General features: G+C 63.0%; 16 protein-coding genes and 2 pseudogenes. 6 read left to right on the top strand and 12 right to left on the bottom strand.

All coding sequences use genetic code 11. The annotated features are described in order from the left end of the window. Nucleotides 1–123 precede the first annotated feature (123 nt). Nucleotides 124–726 (bottom strand): hypothetical protein, encoded by a 603-nt coding sequence (locus HU763_RS14120; RefSeq protein ID WP_186690614.1) that lies wholly within the window; start codon nucleotides 724–726, stop codon nucleotides 124–126. Nucleotides 727–881: 155 nt separating this feature from the next. Between HU763_RS14120 and HU763_RS14125 the strand changes: the two are divergent. After that, nucleotides 882–1,064, top strand: a pseudogene (locus HU763_RS14125) (integrase); the annotation flags it as partial. A gap of 105 nt (nucleotides 1,065–1,169) precedes the next feature. Here HU763_RS14125 and HU763_RS14130 read toward each other — a convergent pair. From HU763_RS14130 to HU763_RS14155, 6 genes and pseudogenes are all read right to left on the bottom strand, one after another. Continuing rightward, the gene (locus HU763_RS14130) at nucleotides 1,170–2,825 is read right to left on the bottom strand and encodes a hypothetical protein (protein ID WP_186690616.1); all 1,656 of its coding nucleotides are present in this window, start codon (nucleotides 2,823–2,825) and stop codon (nucleotides 1,170–1,172) included. After that, nucleotides 2,809–3,894 (bottom strand): caspase family protein, encoded by a 1,086-nt coding sequence (locus HU763_RS14135; protein WP_186690618.1) that lies wholly within the window; start codon nucleotides 3,892–3,894, stop codon nucleotides 2,809–2,811. Before HU763_RS14135 ends, HU763_RS14130 begins: the two co-directional genes overlap by 17 nt. 9 nt (nucleotides 3,895–3,903) lie before the next feature. Continuing rightward, nucleotides 3,904–4,263, bottom strand: a complete 360-nt coding sequence (locus HU763_RS14140) for a hypothetical protein (protein ID WP_186690620.1) — start codon at nucleotides 4,261–4,263, stop codon at nucleotides 3,904–3,906. A gap of 22 nt (nucleotides 4,264–4,285) precedes the next feature. Next, the gene (locus HU763_RS14145) at nucleotides 4,286–4,477 is read right to left on the bottom strand and encodes a hypothetical protein (protein ID WP_186690621.1); all 192 of its coding nucleotides are present in this window, start codon (nucleotides 4,475–4,477) and stop codon (nucleotides 4,286–4,288) included. A gap of 154 nt (nucleotides 4,478–4,631) precedes the next feature. Continuing rightward, nucleotides 4,632–5,017 (bottom strand): annotated as a pseudogene (locus HU763_RS14150) (cupin domain-containing protein). A 72-nt stretch (nucleotides 5,018–5,089) separates the two neighbouring features. After that, on the bottom strand, nucleotides 5,090–5,914 hold the full coding sequence (locus tag HU763_RS14155) for an AraC family transcriptional regulator (protein ID WP_186690005.1): 825 nt from the start codon (nucleotides 5,912–5,914) through the stop codon (nucleotides 5,090–5,092). Nucleotides 5,915–6,372: 458 nt separating this feature from the next. Here HU763_RS14155 and HU763_RS14160 point away from each other — a divergent pair, with 458 nt between their 5' ends. From HU763_RS14160 to HU763_RS14175, 4 genes are read left to right on the top strand one after another with little or no spacing between them, the layout of a single operon-like run. Then, nucleotides 6,373–7,782: a circularly permuted type 2 ATP-grasp protein gene (locus tag HU763_RS14160; RefSeq protein WP_186690002.1), complete on the top strand. Its 1,410-nt coding sequence runs from the start codon at nucleotides 6,373–6,375 to the stop codon at nucleotides 7,780–7,782. 3 nt (nucleotides 7,783–7,785) lie between these two features. Beyond that, a complete protein-coding gene (locus tag HU763_RS14165) occupies nucleotides 7,786–8,736 on the top strand; it encodes an alpha-E domain-containing protein (protein ID WP_170029496.1) in 951 nt (316 codons plus the stop codon). Next, a complete protein-coding gene (locus tag HU763_RS14170) occupies nucleotides 8,733–9,512 on the top strand; it encodes a transglutaminase family protein (RefSeq protein ID WP_186690000.1) in 780 nt (259 codons plus the stop codon). Before HU763_RS14165 ends, HU763_RS14170 begins: the two co-directional genes overlap by 4 nt. Nucleotides 9,513–9,551: 39 nt before the next feature. Then, on the top strand, nucleotides 9,552–10,274 hold the full coding sequence (locus tag HU763_RS14175) for a proteasome-type protease (RefSeq protein ID WP_186689998.1): 723 nt from the start codon (nucleotides 9,552–9,554) through the stop codon (nucleotides 10,272–10,274). A gap of 63 nt (nucleotides 10,275–10,337) precedes the next feature. Here the strand turns inward: HU763_RS14175 and aroE are convergent, their stop codons facing one another. Genes aroE through HU763_RS14200 form a run of 5 tightly spaced genes read right to left on the bottom strand, consistent with a single transcriptional unit; the run spans nucleotide 10,338 to nucleotide 14,176 of the window. Beyond that, nucleotides 10,338–11,156 carry a shikimate dehydrogenase gene (aroE, locus tag HU763_RS14180; protein ID WP_186689996.1) on the bottom strand — a complete coding sequence of 273 codons (819 nt, stop codon included), beginning with the start codon at nucleotides 11,154–11,156 and terminating at the stop codon, nucleotides 10,338–10,340. After that, a complete protein-coding gene (locus HU763_RS14185) occupies nucleotides 11,153–12,385 on the bottom strand; it encodes a CaiB/BaiF CoA transferase family protein (protein ID WP_186689994.1) in 1,233 nt (410 codons plus the stop codon). Before HU763_RS14185 ends, aroE begins: the two co-directional genes overlap by 4 nt. Next, nucleotides 12,382–12,837, bottom strand: a complete 456-nt coding sequence (locus HU763_RS14190; protein ID WP_186689992.1) for a MaoC family dehydratase — start codon at nucleotides 12,835–12,837, stop codon at nucleotides 12,382–12,384. Before HU763_RS14190 ends, HU763_RS14185 begins: the two co-directional genes overlap by 4 nt. Continuing rightward, complete coding sequence (locus HU763_RS14195) at nucleotides 12,834–13,232, bottom strand: VOC family protein (protein ID WP_186689990.1); 399 nt, start codon at nucleotides 13,230–13,232, stop codon at nucleotides 12,834–12,836. Before HU763_RS14195 ends, HU763_RS14190 begins: the two co-directional genes overlap by 4 nt. Further along, nucleotides 13,229–14,176: a ketopantoate reductase family protein gene (locus tag HU763_RS14200; protein WP_186689988.1), complete on the bottom strand. Its 948-nt coding sequence runs from the start codon at nucleotides 14,174–14,176 to the stop codon at nucleotides 13,229–13,231. Before HU763_RS14200 ends, HU763_RS14195 begins: the two co-directional genes overlap by 4 nt. Nucleotides 14,177–14,269: 93 nt before the next feature. Here HU763_RS14200 and HU763_RS14205 point away from each other — a divergent pair, with 93 nt between their 5' ends. Next, nucleotides 14,270–15,190 (top strand): LysR family transcriptional regulator, encoded by a 921-nt coding sequence (locus HU763_RS14205; protein WP_186689986.1) that lies wholly within the window; start codon nucleotides 14,270–14,272, stop codon nucleotides 15,188–15,190. Nucleotides 15,191–15,208: the final 18 nt, after the last annotated feature.

The following is a 15,208-nucleotide window of genomic DNA, read 5'->3' on the forward strand; positions in this document are numbered from 1 at the left end:
CGAGGGTCAGCGATCGGCCAAAAATGGACATTCGTCAGAGGCTCCAGAGATCGCCAAGGTGGCGAACTTCGTCTTAGACAAAATCTATGTGTCAGCACAATAAAAAGGAGGTTTACTCCCTTTTTACGAGCGGAAGACGCCGCCATTGCCGTCAAACTTGACTAAGAGATCATGAATCCTGGCCATCTCATCAACAATTGGCTGGATCTCGTATCGCTCACCTAGCACTTGAAAAATGCCTTCCTTCAAGTAGTAAGCCCTGAAAATGTGATGAGGCACATCCGAGTCTTCAGGCTGAGGAAGAATGAGGCTAGGAAAGATGTATCCGACTATCCCGTCTTGAAGATAAAGATCAAGCCGCTCGTCAAAATGTTCAATCGAATTTCTTAACGCCCTATTCATCAGGGGGCTGTCGTCCTTTACACCAAAGACCTTTGATAGATACTGTCCGCGATCCCTGTGAATGGTCTTCTTGTCCGTTCCTTTCACACCATCACGCGACGGGAAGAAGTATCGCGATATAGCTCCAGACTGGTTGACGACGTTCTGCAAGCAGTTCAGTAGTATGTCCTTCTTCTCTTGCGGATCAATCTCCCCATCTGAGATCGTCTGGATGATCTTTTCTGCAATGTTGCACGACTGGAAGGCAGAGGCCGTATTGAAGAGCATCGACTGAATGTAGAACGCCTGGTGCGGCGTCCGGATACTAAATGCCTCATCCTCCATCCCTCACCCCCTATTCATGTTCAAAATTTAGCAGTTCATATACCGAAGAATAGTGCCTAGAGAGGCGCCCTGGGTCAATCAAAGTCTCCTTTGTGTCGGTAAGCGTCCCTGGCTCTGGTTGGCCATCCTTGTCCTTCCCACATGGAGGACAAACCATGAACACTATTGCGACATACAACCATCAACCATGGAACAAAGGAAAACTGGACGGGCAGAAAGCCCCGCTCCGGCTCAAAGATATCTGGGCCATACGGGTAAGGCTCCAAATCGCGGAAGAAACCCGGGATTTGGCTCTTTTCGATCTGGCCATCGACAGCAAGCTACGTGAATCGCCCCTAATTTCGTAGTCACTCGATGACCGCTTCTGGCCGCCTCCGACCATTCGCGACTGGCAGACGCCTAGCCAAAGCGGGTCTCCTTCTGGATTGAACCAAAGCAGACCATCAATCCGAGCGATCCAACTGGTCTTGAGATCGTTGTTCCAAGGGTTTCCCCCATAGCCAGTGCCCCGCCGCTCCAATGAGCCCGGCAGTAAACTTGCGGTCTTCCTCGCTCAGTCGCTGCTGCAATAGCCAGAACAGTGACCGGGCATGCTCGGTGCGGCGCTCCTTGGGCAGTTCCAGGCTGCCCAGCGCTGAGCGGACCAGGTCTTCGGCCCCCATCGCTTTCAGCAGCGTCTTATCGGTCATGGTTTCCAGTGCGCTGAACATGCGTTGCACCGCGGGGTCCTTCTCACCTTCGACCTGATTCTCCAGTGCCCGATAGGTCTTTCTCAGCAGCTTGCGGGCCATCGGGCTTTCAACCAGCCCGGTGAACAACTGAACAAGTTCCTCATAAGTCGGGGCGTCAGGCACACCGCCAGCCGGCGCTGGCCGCTTGCCGGACTTGCGAAGCCTGGAGAAGACAAACGCCAGCCCCGCCAGGGTGCTCCAGATGCCCGGAGCCGCTTTCCTGGCCTCGGCAGGTTTGGCCAGTGCCCGCGCCCCGGGCGCTTCGCTCCATATAAACCAGGCATTGGAGCCTTCCACCTCATAATCGAATGCAAACAGCGCAAGCAGCGCAGCATTTCCGGATGGCATCTGCAGCAACCGGCTCCAACTCCGACGCAACAACGGAGGCCCTGCCAGTACGTCGGGCAGCTGCAGCCCGGGAGCGATATCGAGCGCCATCCGTTCGGCGTCTCCCAGTACACCTTCGTAGGGCTCCGAAGCACTGGCCAGATGGCCGTCGATCAGGGCCAGCAACGGATTCTCCGCACTACCTGCCTTGTCCCAAGCAGACCATCCGGATACCTGCCGCCCCAAGGCCAGCGCCTTGCGAGCAGCTTCGAGACGGCGCAACGGGCCAACCACCTCGTCCCCCCTCATCGATGAAGGCAGCAACGCGATCGCCCCGTGCTGGAGCTCCAGGGGGATCTCCCGGCCGCTGTCATCCCGCAACAGCACTAGGTAGACCGAAGTCACCAGCCCCGCGGCGATACGTAGCGGCAGGCAACGCTGGCGGCCTGGCGCCACCCGCTGCACCAGCACATAGCTGCCAGGCTGAAGGTCGAGGGCAATCCACACGCTGTGGTCTTCGATCTCGGCCGTCAGGCCAACGCGCCGTTGCCCATCGAAGGACTCCAGACTTAAGGTTTCCAAGGCCTGTTCCAGAGCACCGGCAGGTACTGGCCCGGATACCGGTGTCCAGAGCAACAGGCGGAAGTTACCCTTCTGGGCATCCAGCACACGGTGTTCCAGCCCGGCGCCTTTGGCCAGGGTCGACTCCGGCAGCGGGATCGGTGTGGCGAAGTCCAGCCGTGGGAGGCTGAAGCTGGCAGGTTGCTCCGCCACGACCTGGAACTCATGGACGCTTTCCGTATCCCCCACCCGCTGGCGCACTTGGTAATCGCCCGGGGCCAGATCGACATCGAGCCTGCCGACACCCTGAGCGATCAGGGCATAGGTACTGTCCACCAGATAGAGTTCGGCAGCCCCATCCTCCGTCGCGAACGCGGTCGGCACTTTGGCCGAGACGAACAGGCTCTGGTCAAACAGCTCGAACAGCTCGCTGCTCGTCTCACTGTAGGCCAGGCGGGCGTGATCAGATGACGACGGCATCTTGTGCTCCCGGAACGAAAGTGCAGCGAGAGGCAGCCGACAACAGCTCATGATCCCGCACCGGCAGCGCCAGGCTGAACTCGCGACTCCCATCGGCCAGGGTGCTCACCTCAAGCTTTACCCTCCAGTTCAGGCTGGCGTCCTGCCAGACAATGGCATCGCCATCCAGAATCCCGGCGGCATTAAGCGAACTCGATGTCAGTCGCAGCGGGATTTTTTCCAGCGAGGTGGCGGGCAGCAGAAAGCGCTGGATCTCGAGCGCCTGACCGGACTGGAAGAACACATCTTCGCTGTCCGGAGGGATGATGCGGGGCGCGGGGGGCGTCTGCACGGGGTACCAGGCCTGCCAGTTCATGCCCATGTACTGCATCAGGACCTTGCCCGGTACCCGCCCAACGATGTCGCAAGGCGCCTCCTGCAGGGCACGCAGCAACGCATTGGTCATCAGGCCGACAACCTTGCCATTGCTGCCGGGCAACTCACGCTCCTGAGCCTTGCCCCGTTTCGGGGCGGCGTACATAGAGAACACCAGCACTCCCTCCGTATTGGCATGTTCGAAGAGGTTCAGGTCCGGTGGGCTGTACTCCAAATTACTTTCGGTATCCCGGCAGCAGTCCATGATCAGTATCACTTCGCGGAACAGCCGAGCACGCTTGGCGGCCTCGGCATAGAGGGTACCGGCAAGGTTACTCTGGAACATACCCATGTTGTCGGCGCTGTATAGCGCCGCCCGGGTGGTCTGGTCGGTCAGCCTGGAAAAGCCATGGCCGGAGAAGTAGAGGTAGAGACGCCCTTCCCGGCGCACGAAATCTCCGGTGACAGGGTCAAGGGCAATCGCATTGAAGCGTCTCGCAAAGGATTCGCGGTTGGGGCTCCATTCTCCCGAAACAGCCGGCTCCGAAGTGTTGAGTGAGAAGACCTGTCCCTCCGGGACCGCCCCACCCAGCGGAGATACCAGCCACTCCCGGATGCGCGCCACATCGTTCAACGGGCCTTCCAGCGTTGGAAACTTGCCGGCATCCCGGTAGCGGGAAATGCCGACCAGGATCGCGTAATCGAACTCAGCCATGGCCAGTGCTCACTGCCTGATGATGGACTGGACCGATTCCAGGGTTGAAGGGTCGTTGTCGAAGTCTCCGTGCTTTGCAGCACTGCTGTTCAAGCCATTGCCAGCACCACTGACCGAGGACCATACCATCCGCCCAGGCACGGCCCCAAGGAAAGCCTTCACTTTGGTGACAACGGCATCCTGGGCATAGGTCGAACCTTCGTAGAAGCGCTCCATGCCCACCAGGGGCATGCCGAGGACACCGCTCCACTTGCCGTCTTTACCCACCTGCCCTTCCAGCAGTCCCGAAACAAAGTACAGCAGGCTGCGCGTATAGAGCGGCGCGACCATCCGATCCTGGGTTTCCAGCGCATCGCGCATGGCGAACATGCGGAAATCCTTCAGTCTCAGATCACTCTGACGCTTTCTCACCGCCTGCTTCGTAAAGGTCACGCAATGCAGCCTGACCGGCGAGTTTGTGCAGGTTGAAGTGGTTGTAAAACGCTTGGCCCAGTCGCTGATGCTCGAAGTGCCCTTGTCTCCAAAGCCGGACGAACTCCTCATAAGCTGCGCGTTCGATCTGCAATGACGAATCGGTTTCCATGCAGGTTTCCATCAGTAGAGGGTCGCAAACGTACCAAGGGCCTGTCGCCCCAACAAGATCGGTCTTTCCAATCAGATGGGCAGTTCTGGGTCGAAAGCAGTCACTCACCCTACCGCTCTCGCCCCTGAGAAACTTCGCCCTTGGCCGCGTCGCTTCAGATCCAGACGTCATTCACCGCCGTTCGCTCCCCTCCTTCATGACCGGTATTCAACACACCGCGGGGTTCGATCATCATCAGTTTCGCTTCAGCCAGTGCCGCTGTCCTGTGCTTGACACCGCGTGGCACGACATACAGTTCGCCCGCATTCACCTGAACGCTGCCCTCCGGGAGGTCGATGCGCAAGACGCCTTCGAGCACCAGGAACGCCTCATCGGTTTCCGGGTGCGAGTGCCAGATGAACTCACCTTCGATGCGCACCACCTTGAACTGGTAGTCGTTCATTTCCGCGCCCCCCGTGGGCTCCATTGTTGTTCGATCAACCCGGCCTTGTGGGCCAGGTTGACAGGTTGTGACAGGCGTTGTTGATGGGCTTCGGACATGACAGATCCTCTCTGGTTGGAACGCTCAGGCTAGCGAACGCAAAGCACGCTGCTCTTGTACGATCCTGCAACTCAGCGGGCAGGCCGCAAGCGCTCCAGCCAACGCAGCGGTGGTACGCCGTAGGTGCGGGTGAAGTGCCGGGTCATGTGGCTCTGATCGTGAAAACCGGCAGCGAGAGCGGCGTCGACCAGGGTAAAGCCGTCGAGGATCAGCCTGCGAAAACAGTCTAGCCGGCGTAGCGTGACAAAACGGTAAGGGCTGGTGCCGTAAAGGGCACGGAAATCTCGTGACAAGCTCCACCGCTCACGCCCGCTGGCCTGTTCGAGCATCTCCAGCGTGATGCCCAGGTGCAGGTGCTCCATGATGAACGCCCTGGCGCGCTCGGCCGCGCGGTAGTCCAGGCGTTTGCGACCGCGTGGCTTGCCGCCGACCGCACGCAGCGCCATTGCCAGGTCGTACAGGGCGTCCTGCGCTTCCAGTGTTTCCAGAGGATGATCCAACGCCTGCACGAAGGCCTCGCTGGCGCTGTACAGGCGCGGGTCACAGGACAATCCGCCAGCGATGAAAGGCAACGGCTCGCCGCCCAGCACGTTCTGGATCAACGCCGGGTCGATGTAGGCCATGCGGTAGCGAAAGCCCATTTCGGTGCCCGCCATGCCGTCATGCACTTCGTCAGGGTGCAACACCAGCGTGTTGCCAGGCACACCGTGGCGCAGCGCCCCTTTGTAGTGAAAGCTCTGCACACCGGCCAGGGTACGGCCGATCGAGTAGGTATCGTGACGATGCGGGTCGTAGCCATGGCCGCCGAACCACGCTTCGATGCGCTCCACGCCGCCTGGCATGGCGCTGCGGATGACCCAATCGGAGGGGGCCGACCGCTCTGCTTGTGCTTTCATCAATACTCCTGCGGCGGCGCCGCCATCCAATGGCTGTACGCCATCCTATTTCAGAAAGCGGCAGGCACCCAGGCCATTTTTCTGCCCAATGGTCATCATCGGCGCCGACAAAGCACCAACTCGGGTCAAAAGCTGCCGCCAGGTGCAGAACGCGCCTTTTTGATGCATGCGCGCTGGCAGCCCTGCACACAGCCCGGTCTCGGGCGTGCGCTGCGCAACTGTAACCAGCACAGAAAACCCCTCTGATTCAAAGGGTTGCCGCTTATTCAACAGCTCTCAGGCGCTGTGCCGGGCTTTCGGCACCTTGATTGCAAAGGCTTGTTGCAGGCAAGCCGCACTTGCTAGAACTAACCAGAGGCTCACCACAGACACAGGACCCACCTACCCCCGCAAGGCTGCACCGAAAAATTTGTAGATGACCGCAATGAAGCTGCCGGCAACGGCGGCAAGGAGTGGGTATGTCCCGGGCATTTTTCAATGAAATGTACGAAACGAACGGCAGTTGCCGCCCGCATTACCAGGAGTTCGCCCGCTGGTTGGCCAACACCCCGCAGGAGTTGCTGGAGCAGCGCAGACGCGAAGCCGACCTGCTGTTCCACCGCGCTGGTATCACCTTCACCTTGTACGGTGACGAACAGGACACCGAGCGCCTGATCCCCTTCGACATCATCCCGCGCAGCATTCGCGCCAGCGAATGGCGCATGGTCGAGCGCGGCTGTATCCAGCGCGTGCAGGCCCTGAACCTGTTCCTGGAGGATATCTACCACGACCAGCGCATCCTCAAGGCCGGCATCATCCCGCCCGAGCAAGTGCTGGCCAACGAGGGCTACCAGATCGCCATGCAGGGCCTGGGGCTGCACCGTGGCCTGTATGCCCATATCGCTGGCGTCGACCTGGTCCGCGATGGCGATGGCAGCTACTTCGTGCTGGAAGACAACCTGCGCACCCCCAGCGGGGTCAGCTACATGCTCGAAGACCGCAAGATGATGATGCGGCTGTTCCCCGAGCTGTTCGCCGCCCAGCGTATCGCCCCGATCGACCACTACCCCAACCTGCTGCTGGACACGCTCAAGAGCGCCAGCCCGCTGGACAACCCGACTGCCGTGCTGCTTACCCCCGGGCGCTTCAACAGCGCCTATTTCGAACATGCCTTCCTGGCCCGGGAAATGGGCATCGAGCTGGTCGAGGGCGCCGACCTGTTCATCCGCGACGAACATGTCTACATGCGTACCACCGCCGGCCCACAGCAGGTCGACGTGATCTACCGGCGCCTGGACGACGATTACCTCGACCCACTGTCGTTCAACCCTGACTCGATGCTGGGCGTGCCGGGGCTGATCTCGGTGTACCGCGCCGGCAACGTGGTGCTGGCCAACGCCGTGGGCACCGGGGTCGCCGACGACAAGTCGATCTACCCCTATGTCGACGACATGATCCGCTTCTACCTGAGCGAAGAGCCGATACTGAACAACGTCCCCACCTGGCAATGCCGCAGACCGGCCGACCTGTCGCATGTCCTGGCCCACCTGTCCGAACTGGTGGTCAAGGAAACCCAGGGCTCCGGTGGCTACGGCATGCTGGTCGGGCCGGCATCGACCAGCGCCCAGATCGAAGACTTCCGTGCCCGCATCAAGGCCCGCCCGCACGCTTATATCGCCCAGCCCACGCTGTGCCTGTCCACCTGCCCGACCTTCGTCGACAGCGGCATCGCGCCGCGCCATATCGACCTGCGCCCGTTCGTGCTGTCCGGCAGTGAAACCCGCCTGGTGCCTGGCGGCCTGACCCGCGTGGCGTTGCAGGAAGGCTCGCTGGTGGTCAACTCGTCGCAGGGCGGCGGGACCAAGGACACCTGGGTGGTGGAGGACTGAACCATGCTTTCGAGAACCGCTTCCGACCTGTACTGGATGTCACGCTACCTGGAGCGCGCGGAAAACCTGGCGCGCATGCTCGAGGTCAGTTACTCGCTGTCACTGATGCCCCAGGCCGGGCGCAGTGACGGCCATGCCGAACTGGCCATGTCGCTGCTGGCATCGGGGACGCTGGACGACTACCGCCGCCGCCACGGCGAGCTCGACAGCGAGCGCATGCTGCACTTCTTCGCCCTCGACGCGACCAACCCCAGCAGCATCTATTGCTGCCTGCAGGCGGCCAGGACCAACGCCCACGCGGTACGTGGCCGGATCACCGCCGACATGTGGGAGAACATCAACGCAACCTGGATCGAGATGCGCAACATTGCCGGCAATGGCCTTGGCCGTTATGGCATCAGCCAGTTCTGCGACTGGGTCAAGGAACGCTCGCACCTGTTCCGCGGGGCAACCTCAGGCACCATCATGCGCAACGATGCCTACAGCTTCATCCGCCTGGGCACCTTCCTGGAGCGGGCAGACAACACCCTGCGCCTGCTCGATGCCCGCTACGAAATGTTTGGCGAGGCCTCCGAAGAGGTCAGCGACGACTCGGCCCGCGGCTATTACCAGTGGAGCGCCTTGCTGCGCGCACTGACTTCCTATGAAGCCTTCAACGAGTTGTACCGGGCCGCGCCCAGCGCCCGGCCGGTGTCCGAACTGCTGTTGCTGCGGGTGGACGTGCCCCGCTCGCTGCACGCCTGCATCGAGGAACTGGACCAGATCCTGGCCAGCCTGCCCGGCAGCAACCGCCGCGCCGCCCAGCGCATGGCCGCCGAGCTGAATGCGCGCCTGCGCTACACCGCCATCGACGAAATTCTCGAAGCCGGCTTGCACCCGTGGCTGAGCGACTTCATCGGGCGCATCAACCAATTGGGCCAGGCGGTCCACCACTCCTATCTGGAGGTCGTATGAAACTGTCCATTCGCCACGACACCACCTACAGCTATGCCAGCGACGTGTGCAACAGCATTCAGTTCCTGCGCCTGACGCCGCGCAGCAGCGAGCGCCAGCGCATCGACGCATGGCAACTGGACCTGCCCTGCGAAGTCAAAGGCCAGATCGACCCGTATGGCAACATCCTGCACGTGTTGACCCTCGACAAGCCCCACGGCCACCTGGCCCTGACTGCCAGCGGCCAGGTGGAAATCGACCCGGAACGCGAGCAGGAGGCCGGCGAGCAGTCGCCATTGCCGTTCTTGCGCGGCAGCCACCTGACCCAGGCCGATGACGCGCTCAAGGCCTTCGCCAGCCGCCACTGCGGCGAGCACCGCGACCGCGCGGCGCTGACCGGGCTGATGCAAGGGCTGGCCGAGCACATGCCCTACAGCCCGGGTACGACGTCGGTGGGCACCACCGCCATCGAAGCGTTCAGCGGCGCTGCCGGGGTCTGCCAGGACCACACCCACGCCTTCCTCGCCTGCGCACGCAGCCTGGGGATACCGGCACGCTACGTCTCCGGTTACCTGTGCACCGAGGACGAGCAGCACCTGGCCAGCCATGCCTGGGCCGAAGCCTGGGTCGACGGCGCCTGGTACAGCTTCGACATCACCAACCGCCTGACCCGGCCGGAGCGTCACCTGAAACTGGCCGTGGGCCTGGACTACCTCGACGCCTGCCCGGTCAGGGGCGTGCGCCGTGGCGGCGGCGCCGAATCGCTGCAGGCCAGCGTTCATGTGCATCGCCAGTGACAGGCGCTGCCCCATCATGGAAACCACAAGGGAAACAGCATGACCTACTGTGTCGCCATGCACCTGGCGGACGGGCTCGTCTTCATCAGCGATTCACGTACCAATGCAGGCATCGACCAGATCGCCAGCTTTGCCAAGCTGTTCGTGTTCGGTGTGCCGGGCGAACGCCTGATCGTCCTGCAGACCGCCGGCAACCTGGCAACCTCGCAGTCGGTGGTGAACCTGCTGCGGCAGCGCACCCGCGGGCCCGGCCCCCACTTGCTGAACGTGGCCACGCTGTACGATGCAACGGTGCTGGTAGCCGACACCCTGCGCGAAGTGGTCAGCCGCGATCGCAGCAAGTTGTCGGCCGGGATCGACCTGAGCAGTTCGTTCATCGTCGGTGGCCAGATTGCCGGCGATCAGATGGCCATCTACAACGTCTACGCGCAGGGCAATTTCTTCCAGGCCACGGCGGACACGCCGTTCCTGCAACTGGGCGAAAGCAAGTACGGCCGGCCGATTCTGGACCGCAACCTGGGCTACCACACACCGCTCGATGAAGCCTTGCGCTGCGGCCTGATCTCGTTCGACTCGACTATTCGCAGCAACCTTTCGGTGGGCATGCCGCTGGACCTGCTGGTGTATCACAAGGACAGCCTGGAAGCGCCGGAACGGCAACGGATTACCAGCGACGATGCCTATTACCAGCAGATCCGCAGGCAGTGGAGCGACGGCTTGAAACGGCTGTTGGCCGAACTGCCAGCGCCACCCTATGGCTGAATGGGCTGGCGTTGTCTACCGGGGGCTGCCTGGCAGCCCTTCGCGGGCATGCCCGTTCAGGACCTATGCCAGAGGGATGCTCAGGCGATCGATCACCGTCCGGGTTTCCGGGCGTACCCCGCGCCACCAGGCAAAAGCCTCCGCCGCCTGCTCCACCAGCATGCCGACACCGTCAGCCAGGCGCGCCACACCTTGCGCCTGGGCCATGCGCAGGAACGGCGTCAGGCCTTTGCCGTATGCCAGTTCGTACGCCAGCCGTGTCTGGCCGAGCACATCGTCCGGTAGCGGTGGCAGTTCACCAGTGAGGCTCGCGGAAGTGGCGTTGACCACGATGTCGAACGCTTGCCCCTGCAGCTCCTCATAGCGGCTTATGCGCAGGCGCGGGTGGTCCAGTTCGTTGCGCAAGGTCAGTGCCTTGGCCATGTCGCGGTTGGCCAGCACCAGCTCGCGCGGCCCGGCCTGCAGGAACGGCAGCAACGCCCCGCGCACCGCGCCACCGGCGCCGAGCAGCAGCACCCGGCGATTGGCCAACGGCTCCCCCAGGTTTTCTTCGATATCGCGCAGCAAGCCAATGCCATCGAAGTTTTCGGCGAAGATCCGGCCATCCTCGAACTTCAACGCATTGGCCGCCCGCGCCAGCTGTGCGCGTTCGCTGCGCTGGTCGGCCAGCTCGAACGCGCGCAGCTTGAACGGCGCGGTGATGTTCATGCCCAGGCCGCCCTTACTGCAAAACTGCAGCACCTGAGCCTCGAAACCTGCGAGTTCGCCCTCGATGGCGTCGTATACCAGGGATTGGCTGGTAGCCTGGGCGAACAGGCCGTGGATCAAGGGGGACTTGGTGTGGTTGATCGGCCGGCCGATCACTGCATAGCAGTCGTTCATGGTGCATCTCCGTGGGTGAACAGCACACCGTCTGCCTGCATGGCGGTGATTTCTTCAGGGCTGAAACCAAGCCCGGCGGCCACTTCGGCATTGTGCTGGCCCAGGTCCGGGGCCACCTGGCGGATCGTGGTATCGCAGTCGGAAAAGCGGAATGGCAGGTTCGGCAAGCGCAAGGTACCGTAGCGCGGGTGTTGCTGCTCGAGCAGCATGCCACGCGCCTGGATCTGCGGGTCGGCCACCACTTCGTCGATGCGCTGCACCTTGGCGCTGGGGATGTCGACCGCATCGAGCAGCTGCAGGATATCCGCGACCCGACGTGCGCCGACCCAGTCACGAACTACGGCAAGGATCGCCTGGCGGTGGCTGTTGCGACCGTTCAGGCTGTGGTAACGGCTATCGCTACCGAACCCGGGCGGGCCACCGTTGGCTTCGAGCATCGCGGCAAAACGCTTCCAGGCATCGTCGACCTGGGCGGCGATCACCAGGTCGCCATCGGCGGCGCGGAATACACCGTACAAGGTGGAGGTCGGCATGTCATGGCCAGTCTGTTCGGGCAGCACGCTGCCGTCGGACAACGTGTAGCACTGCACCGCGTATTCATGCATCGACACCAGCGTGTCGTACAGGGCCATGTCGATATGCTGGCCGCGGCCACTGTTGGCCCGGCCCAGCAGCGCCGCATTGATCGCCGCCACGGCATGGATGCCGGTGTACATGTCGCCCAGGGAAATGCGCAGCAACGGCGGCGCTTCGCCCGGCACGCCGACCATCTGCATGATCCCGCTCTTGGCCTCGGCGATCAGGCCGAAGCCGGCGCGGTGGGCATCCGGCCCGGTGTGGCCGTAGGCGGAGATCGAGCAGTACACCAGGCGCGGGTTGCGCGCTGCCAGCTCGGCATAGCCCAGGCCCAGTTTGTCCAGGGCGCCGGGGCGGTAGTTTTCGATGAACACGTCGGCCGAGTCGGTCAGGCGCTGCATGAACGCCTTGCCGCGTGGGTCCTTCATGTTCACGCTGACGCCCTGCTTGCCCATGTTCAGCTGCAGGAAGTAACCGCTCTGCTGATCATCCAGGATGAACGCGTGCTGGCGGCCAGCATCGCCGCTGCCGGGCCGTTCGACCTTGATCACCTCGGCCCCCAGCGCGGCCAGGCAGCGGCCCACGTAGGGCCCGGCGAGGAAGTGGCTGTAGTCGATGACGCGGATACCCGCCAATGGCAGTGCCTGGCTCATGCCTGCGCCCTCCGCGGCACCATCAGCCGGTGCTCGCCACGCTGCACGACCTCGCCGTGCTGGTTGATCAGCTCCGATGGCAAGACCACGATGCCCCAGCCCGGGCGGCTGTTGCTCGGGCGCATCGCCCCCACGCGCATGCGCACGTGCAGCACATCGTCGACCTTGATCGGCAGTACAAAGTCCCAGCTCCAGCCCAGCGACATGCCCGGTACGAAGCGGTACGCGCACTGGGTCTTCAGGCCGTCGGCGATCGACAAGCCGAACAGGCCATGGGCAACCAGGCAGCCGAAGTGGCTTGCGTTGGCATACGCCTCGTCGACATGCACCGGGGTGTGGTCACCGGTGAGGTCGGCGTAGGCCAGGATGCGTTCGCGGGTCACGGTGTAGCTGGGGCTGATGCATTCATCGCCTTCGCGGGCATCGTCCCAGTATTTTTCCACCACGCTCATGCCTGCACCTCCGCACGCGGGTCGATGGCCAGGGCCTGGGCGACGCACTGCGCCGGCCTTGCCTGGATGAATTCGACGGCCAGGCCGTCGGGCAGGCGCAGCCAGTTGCGGCCCTGGGGCATTTCACTGACACCGAAACGTTGGGCGGCCGCCAACACAGCCTCGAGGTCCTCGCACATGATGCCCAGGTGCGCCAGGCGCCCTTCCGGGCCGGCAAAATCCGGCTGGTGGATGAACTGCAGGCCACCGAGGGTCCAATACTGCGCAGGCTGCTCGACGTCGCCCTGGACCTCGCGCATGGTCATGCCGCACACCTCGCTGAAAAAGCGGATGTGCCAGTGGATGTCGCGCACCCAGAACGCAACGTGTTCGAGGTAGGCTTTCGGCTGGCTCATGAATGACTCCCCTTGTGCTGATCGGCCATGGCGCGCTCGATACCCTTGATACAAGCCACCAGGGTCGCGTTGACCGGCGTAGCCACGCCGTGGCGCTGGCCCCAGCGCACGACGGAGCCGTTGATGAAATCGATTTCGCTGACCGAGCCCTTTTCCAGGCTCTGCAGCATCGAAGTGCGGAAGCTCGCCGGCAGGCCTTCGGCGGCCAGCCGCCACGCGGCGTCCGGGTCGGCAAGGCTCAGGCGGATACCGGCGCGTTCGGCGACGGCGATGGCTTCGGCCACCGCGGCCTTGGCGGTGCTTTCCAGCAGCGGCTCGCTGTACAACTGGCCATAGCTGAGCCGGGTAATGCCGCTGAGCGCGCCAGTGGCGACGTTGACCAGCAGCTTGTCCCACATGGTGCCGAGAATGTTGTCGCTGACCGTGGTGGCGAGCCCGGCGCCGTTGAATACTTCGGCGATGGCCTGCACCCGTGGGGTGCGCCTGCCATCAAGCTCACCGATGAACGTCTGCTTGCCGGCCACTCCGGCACGGATCGAGCCCGGCCCCAGCAGCACGCCGCCGACGTAGGTCTTGCCTGCCAATACCCGCTGCGGGCCTACGGCCTCGGCCAGCAGGTCTTCGTGGCCGAGACCGTTCTGCAGCGACAGCACCAGCGTCTGCGGCCCGATCAGCGCGGCTGCCCCTGCGATCGCCTCGCGGGTGTGGAACGACTTGACCAGCACCACCACCAGGTCGGCCACACCGACATCTTCGGCGGCGCAGGCCGCATTCACCTGCATCTGGCGCACGCCGCGCTCGTCCTGCACCTGCAGCCCGTGCCGCTGCATGGCCTCGACATGTGCGCGGCCACGGTTCAACAACCAGGTTTCATGCCCCGCCTCGCTCAAGGCTGCACCGATGGCGCAACCCAGCGCGCCGGCGCCCAGAATGCAGATTTTCACGTCGCAGACCTCCTGTGGTTTGCGACTACCTTATGCAGCGGGGCTTATTTGCGCTATACAATGCCACCAATACATGTATTGGGATTTTCAATAATGAGCGCACTCGACACCCTGCCCGATCCCAAGCTGCTGCAGCTGTTCGATGTGCTGTACCAGTGCCGCAGCGTGACCCGTACGGCAGAGCAACTGGGCCAGAGCCAACCGACCGTGAGTATCTGGCTGGGCCGCTTGCGCGAAGAACTGAACGACCCGCTGTTCGTGCGCACCCCAGGCGGCATGGCCCCTACCCCGCGGGCGGACCAGTTGATCGGGCCCTGCCGCGAAGTACTGGAATCGCTGCGGCGCCTGACCACCTGGGCACCGCAATTCGATCCGGCCACGGCGCAGCGGCGCTTTCGCCTGTGCGTCAGCGATGCCAGCCACATCACCTTGCTGCCCAGCATCCTCAACCACCTGCGCAGCCATGCGCCAGGCATTCGCCTGGAGGCGGCACGCATCGATGGCAATACCGAAAGCGCCCTGGAATCGGGCGAAGCGGACCTGGCCATCGGCTTCGTACCGTGGCTCGGCGCGGGCATGTACCAGCAAGTGTTGTTCGAACAGGACTGGGTCTGCCTGAGCAACCCGCACCACCCGCGCCTGGGCCAAGGCATAGGCGTGGCGCAGTACCAGGCCGAAGGGCATGTGCAGGTCAGTGCCGGGACCGGGCAGAAGTTGCTCGAGGCCGGCCTGGCGCGGGCCGGCATCGAACGCAGGATCATGCTGGAGCTGCCGGGGTTTCTCGGCCTGGGCATGATTGTCGGCTCGACCGACCTGGTGGCCACGCTGCCACGGCACATCGGCCAGACCCTGGCCGCCATGCATGGTTTGCAGGTGCACGATTGCCCGTTTGCGGTAGAAGGTTTCACCGTCAAGCAGCATTGGCACGCACGGTACCAGCAGGACAGTGGCAATCGCTGGATGCGGGAGGTGATCCGGGCGTTGTTCCAGAGCGCAGGCAGTCAGCAGCGCTGACCCTGCATCCGTCCGTGG

Origin of the sequence: Pseudomonas anuradhapurensis (assembly GCF_014269225.2) — a bacterium.
Lineage (GTDB): Bacteria > Pseudomonadota > Gammaproteobacteria > Pseudomonadales > Pseudomonadaceae > Aquipseudomonas > Aquipseudomonas anuradhapurensis.